The organism is Pseudoduganella sp. RAF53_2 (assembly GCF_052113985.1).
In the GTDB taxonomy this organism is placed as follows: Bacteria; Pseudomonadota; Gammaproteobacteria; order Burkholderiales; family Burkholderiaceae_D; genus Rugamonas.
On sequence record NZ_JBFRDW010000676.1, the window covers coordinates 1 to 3,177 of the forward strand.

General features: G+C 54.3%; 2 protein-coding genes. Both read left to right on the top strand.

Features of this window, described 5'->3' with window-relative positions; translation table 11 throughout:
* Window positions 1–198: 198 nt before the first annotated feature.
* The gene (locus AB4Z11_RS27610; RefSeq protein WP_442029038.1) at window positions 199–2,820 is read left to right on the top strand and encodes a type VI secretion system Vgr family protein; all 2,622 of its coding nucleotides are present in this window, start codon (window positions 199–201) and stop codon (window positions 2,818–2,820) included.
* Window positions 2,817–3,177: DUF4123 domain-containing protein (locus AB4Z11_RS27615; RefSeq protein ID WP_442029039.1), on the top strand; the 361-nt coding region annotated here is incomplete at its 3' end. The genes AB4Z11_RS27610 and AB4Z11_RS27615, both read left to right, overlap by 4 nt.

Sequence of the window (3,177 nt, forward strand, 5' to 3'; positions counted from 1 at the left end):
TTTTTCGGTCACGCGTGCCACGCAATAGGTATGCGCAATTGAGCCTCTACACGGACGCGGAAGCCTTGCTGCTCCAGCTTGAGCCCACGACCGGTCAGCAATCGCTTGTGTAGAACTGCTTCTTTGCGGAAGGTCAATTTCTGCCGTGCCAAGCCATGCAACCATGTTCTCTCGCGCGATTGAACAAGAGAGCCTGCCATGCAACTGGAAAACGCCCTGTTCAGCTTCCTGCAACAACAACGTGACCTCGTCACGGAGCATCGCCCGATCCGGCTTCGCTTGTCCCATCCAACTCAAATGCTTGAAGACGTACTGCTACCTCAGCGCGTGTATGGAACGGAGTCCATCTGCGGCGGCCTCGAATACCGCATTCTCTGCGTTGCGTTAGACGCCTTTCTTCCGTTGAAGGAATTGATCGCGTTGCCTGTAGCCGTTGACTTTGTGACCGACCGAGGAGACCTGCGCAGTGTATGTGGCATCATCACCGAAGCTGCGGCTGGTGATAGCGATGGCGGTCTCGCTAGTTACCAAATCGTGATGCGCGACGCATTGGCTATTCTCGAAAAGCGAAACAACACACGTGTGTTCCGCAACAAGAACGAAGTCGAGATCGTGCAGCTGATTCTGGATGAATGGCGGCAGTCCAACTCCATCATCGGCACATCTTTCAACTACGAGACCGATGAACTGTTCGCGCTGCGCGAATATCCTCAGCGCGAGTTCACCATGCAGTACAACGAGTCTGATGCCGCCTTCATTCGGCGCCTGATGAAGCGCCGCGGCATTGCATGGTATTTCCGCGCTGACGGTCTCGCATCGCTGGCGCACAAGCTGGTCATGTTCAACAACGCGGAAAGCATCCCACCGAATGCTGCCGGCACGGTGCGCTACCACCGCGATAACGCGACCGAAGAACGAGACTCCGTCACCGCTTGGTGCGCCGTCCGCACCTTGCAGCCTGGGAGCGTGACGCGGCATAGCTGGGACTACATGAATCCGCGGGGGCGTGATTTTATGAGTGCCACCTCTGCCAGTGGTGTGGATCAGGGGCCGAGCGGCAATGAGATGTCCGCCAGCCTGGATGACTATTTGGTGCAGGCGCCGCACATCGGTGATGACCACGAAGACTTGTGCCAGCTGGGGCAACTGGCAATGAACAGGTATGACTATGAGTCGAAGTGCTTCCACGGTGAAGGCAGTGTGCGCGATTTATGCGCTGGCGAATATTTCACGCTGGCCGAGCATCCAGAAATCGACGCGCATCCCGAGGCAGACCGCGACTTCGTCGTCACGTCGCTGCAGGTGATCGCAGTGAATAATCTTCCGAAGGACCTGGCCGAGCGCGTCGAGCGACTGTTTTCGCGCAATCGCTGGAAGTCTTATGAGAATGATGCACTTGAAGGCGTGGCGCAAGAAGACATTCGCACCAAGGTTCGTTTCACTGCGGTCAGGCGCGGTATAGAGATTATTCCTAAGTGGGATGCGAGCACCGAACTTCCGCATGCGCTTGTGCAGAGTGCCATCGTCGTCGGCCCAGAAGGCGAAGAGGTCCACTGCGACGAACTTGGACGCGTGAAGATTAGGTTCACCGGCACGCGCGAGCCTGATCACGAACATGCAGAAGGTACTGGTGCTTCCGATACCGATTCAGATTCAGCCTGGGTGCGCGTTGCGACGACTTGGGCTGGTAACGGGCGGGGTGCGCATAGTCAGTGTGGTTTTCTTGGCCTCCCGCGCGTAGGTAGCGAAGTGTTGGTCGCGTTCCTGGGCGGAGATCCAGACAAGCCTGCGATTGTTGGACAGTTATACAACCAGGATGCGCAACCTGCGGCGCTAAGCACGGCAGGTGGATTGCCTGGAAATCGACATCTATCTGGAATCCGAAGCCGAGAAATAGATGGGGCACGGGCAAATCAATTGTGCTTCGATGACACTTTTCAGCAGATCAGCGCGCAGCTGGCTAGCGACCATGGCAGTTCACAGTTAAACCTTGGATATCTAACTGGTCCGAAGAAAGATGGTCAAGCCGAAGATCGCGGTGAAGGGGTAGAACTTCGTAGCGAGAATAGCGTCGCGATACGGGGGCAGTCAGGAATTTTAATTAGTACGGAGTCACTTGAATCCATTGATTCGCATCAGTTAGGGAGAGACGGGATGACTGAGTTAGTCGAAGGGATTTTAAGGTTGGGAAAGGAGTTGGGGGAGCGCGCGTCGCAATGCATAGATGATAAACAGAATGCAGAGCAGTTTGAAAAGGCTGCGGAAAATTTGAGAGTGATGCATGAGGCGGCATCTCGACTAATGGCCATTTCCGCAGGCGGCGGCTTGATCGCAGCAACCCCTGAAGGATTCTCAGTTGGGGCTGCGAAGAATATCGATCTCATTACGGCATCCTCGATCGCTGCTGTAGCTGGCGAAAGTGCAGCAATCCGTGCAGTGCGGGACATTAGCCTCTATGCAAACGAAGGAGCCGTGAAAGCTGCTGCTGCAAGCGGAAAAATCTCTATACRGGCGCAAGGTGACCAGCTTGAACTCTTGGCAAAGAAGGTCGTGGACATCATCAGCAATGCAGATTGGATCACGATAAAAGCGAAGAAGGGCGTGCGAATAAATGGTGGTGGTACAGAGATCGAGTTGAGCCCAGGCGGGATAAAGGGTTACACATCGGGCAAGCATCAAATGTATGCGTCCATGCACGAAATGCATCCAGGCCAAAGCAAACAACTGCAGTTCCCGGGAGACAAACCAGTAACAAAGATTTGCGTTCCATGTCTGCGGATTACCGCACAAGCCCACAGCCCATATGCGCCGTCGAAATGAGCGATTACTCTACTTTTCTACTGCTGGATACGGCCTTGATGTCGGAGGCAGAAGGTAAGCCATGGACGAAAATTAAGCGCCGTTCACGTTGGCTGCTTCCGCTCTACGATCGGCCTGCTTGGTCGGTCAGTCCAGTGCTTGTCGACATTGAAGCTGCATATCGCACTAATCGAATTGATTCGGTGATTCGCTTAGCTAGTCAAATCAAGCCTCAGTTGCATGCATCTTTTATCGATACTTGTTTATCTGCGAGTGGCTTGGCCGAACACTTGAGACAATTCACGTACTTCGTTGACCCTAAAGGTTGCGAGTTCACGTTGCGAATTGCTGACTGCCTGGTCGTTCCATGGCTACATC